Origin of the sequence: Synechococcus sp. F70.1, assembly GCF_047502745.1 — a bacterium.
In the GTDB taxonomy this organism is placed as follows: Bacteria; Cyanobacteriota; Cyanobacteriia; order Thermostichales; family Thermostichaceae; genus Thermostichus.
In genome coordinates this window covers 20,828-23,594 of sequence record NZ_JANSJL010000073.1, presented here as the reverse complement: position 1 = coordinate 23,594, position 2,767 = coordinate 20,828, and the positions used below count along the sequence as shown (strand labels likewise).

General features: G+C 61.7%; 2 protein-coding genes and 1 pseudogene. 1 reads left to right on the top strand and 2 read right to left on the bottom strand.

Annotated features, from left to right (window positions below; all coding sequences use genetic code 11):
- The first annotated feature begins 49 nt into the window (after window positions 1–49).
- Window positions 50–535 carry a DUF3531 family protein gene (locus NW860_RS07875; RefSeq protein WP_414425463.1) on the top strand — a complete coding sequence of 162 codons (486 nt, stop codon included), beginning with the start codon at window positions 50–52 and terminating at the stop codon, window positions 533–535.
- Window positions 536–538: 3 nt separating this feature from the next.
- Here the strand turns inward: NW860_RS07875 and NW860_RS07870 are convergent, their stop codons facing one another.
- Together NW860_RS07870 and NW860_RS07865 are read right to left on the bottom strand one after the other, a co-directional pair.
- On the bottom strand, window positions 539–2,200 hold the full coding sequence (locus tag NW860_RS07870) for a sulfatase (protein WP_414513476.1): 1,662 nt from the start codon (window positions 2,198–2,200) through the stop codon (window positions 539–541).
- A 76-nt stretch (window positions 2,201–2,276) separates the two neighbouring features.
- A pseudogene (locus NW860_RS07865) lies at window positions 2,277–2,767 on the bottom strand (LPS export ABC transporter periplasmic protein LptC); the annotation flags it as partial.

Here is a 2,767-nt window from a genome sequence, read left to right as displayed (position 1 = left end):
GCGGGAGTATGTCACGATAGAAAGTTGGCTTCTGGCAGAGAAACCGTCCATGCAAGTGGAGTTTCGGGAGTGCGATCCAGGCAACCTCTGGATTTGGTTTGAGTTTGCCGAGCCGCCCGTGCCGGCAGAGCTGGAGTACCTCAGGGAAGTGCTGGAATCGTGGTATGTGCTGGGCAAGCTGGGAGGATTTAACGCCGAGCGCTTGGTGGTTCAGGAGGCTGAGGCAGATCTCAGCTACCTGGAGTATCCCAGTGACTTGCCTCCCGTGACCTCGCTCATGCACAACATGGGATCCCTCGAGGAGAAGGGCAACTGGGCCCGCTGCTGGTTTGACCTGGGCACTGCCGACGCAATGGCGCTGGACGTGTTGATCAATGCCCTGCGCACCCTTAGCTTAGAGTACATTGGCCTTACCCGCGTCATCATCGGCGGGCAAAACGAGGATTGGCCAGCGCCGGATCTCGAGGAGACTGACGCCTACGATCTCCACAGCTACCTCCAGGATCACTGGGGGGAAGAAGGAGATCTGGAGTAGCTTCTACTCTAGGTAGCCCAGCTCCTGCATCCGCCGCAGCAAGTCTGCATCGCTTTCCACATCCACCTTGCGAGGAGCCAAGCTGGGGCGGCGCGATTCAGCCCACTCCAGCCACCGCCTTAGCCCTTGTTGCAGGCGAATTAGCCAAGCTTGGGGAGAAAGGGATCCCAACGCCGGATCCCCAGGCTCAGCCAAGAGCAGATCCCGCTGCTCCGCCGGATCCTGCTCTAGGTTGTAGAGGCTAGGGCTCTCCCCAGTTTGGATGAGTTTGATCCCTCCTTCGTAGAGGGCGCGGCGGGTGGCGTAGCAGGCGCGGGCCTGCAAGAGGCTGTCGTTGCGGCTTTCCATGGCCCGCAAGAGAATCTGCGGCGGAAAGGCCTCGCTAAGCACTACGCCTTGCTCGGGATCCTCCCCAGCCAGGGTACGGCTTAGGCTAAGGCGGGCAACTTCGCGGCGGAGCCGGAGGCTAACCCGAGGGGTGCCGTCGGCTAGAGAAAGGCTGGGGCCAAAGCCGGCAGCCTCCAGGAGAGTGTGGAAGAGGCGGCGGGTGGAAACGGGGGTGGCCACCCGCTTTCCTGCAGGAAAGTGGCCGGGGTAGTGCAGGATCAGGGGCACGCGGATGAGCTCTTCGTAAACCACAAAGGCGTGGCCGACGAAATCGTGCTCTCCTAAGCCTTCGCCGTGATCGGCGACGATGGCCAGCAGAGTGTTTTGCTCCAGGCCAGTGTGGCGCAAGGTGGCAAAGACAGATCCCAGCAGGTGATCCTGGTAGGCTACTTCTGCATCGTAGATGTCCCGCAGCACCCGCGCCTGCAGGGGAGAAAGCGGCTGCGGTAGGGGTGCCATCCAGCGGTAGGGCTCAGCGTTGTACTGGCGCAGGAAATCCCGGGCCTCTCGGCTGCTCTTAAAGTAGGGGGCGTATTTCTGCACAAAAGGCTCTGGCGGCCAGTAGGGCAGGTGCGTCTCCATTAGGTTGACAAAGCAAAAAAAAGGAGGCGCCCCCGCAGGGCGGCGGGCCATTTGCTGGAGGTAGCGATTGAGGTCGGCAATGGAGGCAGCGGTGTTGCCCTTAAAGTTCATCAAGCAGGTCCAGAGGGAGGCAAACCAGGGGTGCAGGGCCAACTGAAAAAGGGTGTCGGAGCGAGCAAAGGCATTTTGCACGGGGTAGGAGAGGCGGCGCCAAAACTGGGTGTAGGCGGCCAGCCAGCGGTTGAGGGGAGGCGGCAGAGGGTTGCCCTCAGGGGGGCGGGTGGGCAGAGCCCCGCCGTAGTTGTAGAAGGTGTCAAAGCCGCGCCGCAGGCCATTTTTCAAGATCCCGACTAGGGGGTTGTTGCAGAAGCCAACGGTGGTGTAGCCAACCAGCTTCAGCAGCTCTGCCAGGGTGGGTAGGGTAGGACTCAGCTCTAGGTCTGCCTGAATGGTCTGGTGGGTGCTGGGGTACTCTCCTGTAAACAGGGAGGCGTGGGAGGGGATCGTCCACTGGGCAGGGGCAATGGCCCGTTCGAAGAGAGTGGATTCTGCAGCCAGCCGATCCAGGTTGGGGCTAGTGGGGACTTGGCAGGCCCGCTCTTCCTCCGACCAGTAGCAAGAGAGACGATCTGCCCGCTGGGTATCGAGCACAATCAACAGGATATTGGGGCGCTCCCCCTTCTGGATCTCTGCCATTTCTGGAAACCTCACCACAACCCACCCCAGAGGGTTCTTAAACTATCTTGACACGCTCCCGCCGGCCTTTTGGCCCTTAGGGCAGGGTGAGATGGGTTTGGCTGTTGCCTTGGATCCGGATGGTGTTGCTCTGCCAGTCGAGCAGGCCCCTGTCGCCACTCACAGTCAAAGCCTGACCAGGTTGGCGGTAGCGCACCTGGCCCAGAGCCTGCAGTTGGGTGGAGCCGATGCGCCACCGGATCTCCTGGGCCTCGAGGGACGCTGCCCTGCTGACGCGGGCGGTTTCGGCTTTCGCATTGCCCACCAGGCGCAGCTCAGCTAGAGGCAGGGGAGCTCGCAACTCCTCGCCACTAAGGCGCACGCTTTGCCGGGGGGCATACACCTCTACTGCTCCCACCGCCTGCACTTTCCTCGCGCCAAACTGCCACAGGAAGCGCCTAGCAGCCAGCTCCAGCTCCCGATACTCCGCCCGTACTGGTTGCGTGGGATCCAAGTTCTCCACCTGCATCTGCCCTTGGCCAAAGTCCATCAGCAGGCGGTCCCCCTGCAGGAAGCCCTGATCCTCCA

Bases quoted from the DNA above. Each gene is read 5' to 3' on its own strand.
- NW860_RS07875 (WP_414425463.1), top strand. From the start codon at position 50: ATGCAAGTGGAGTTTCGGGAGTGCGATCCAGGCAACCTCTGGATTTGG.
- NW860_RS07870 (WP_414513476.1), bottom strand. From the start codon at position 2,200: ATGGCAGAGATCCAGAAGGGGGAGCGCCCCAATATCCTGTTGATTGTG.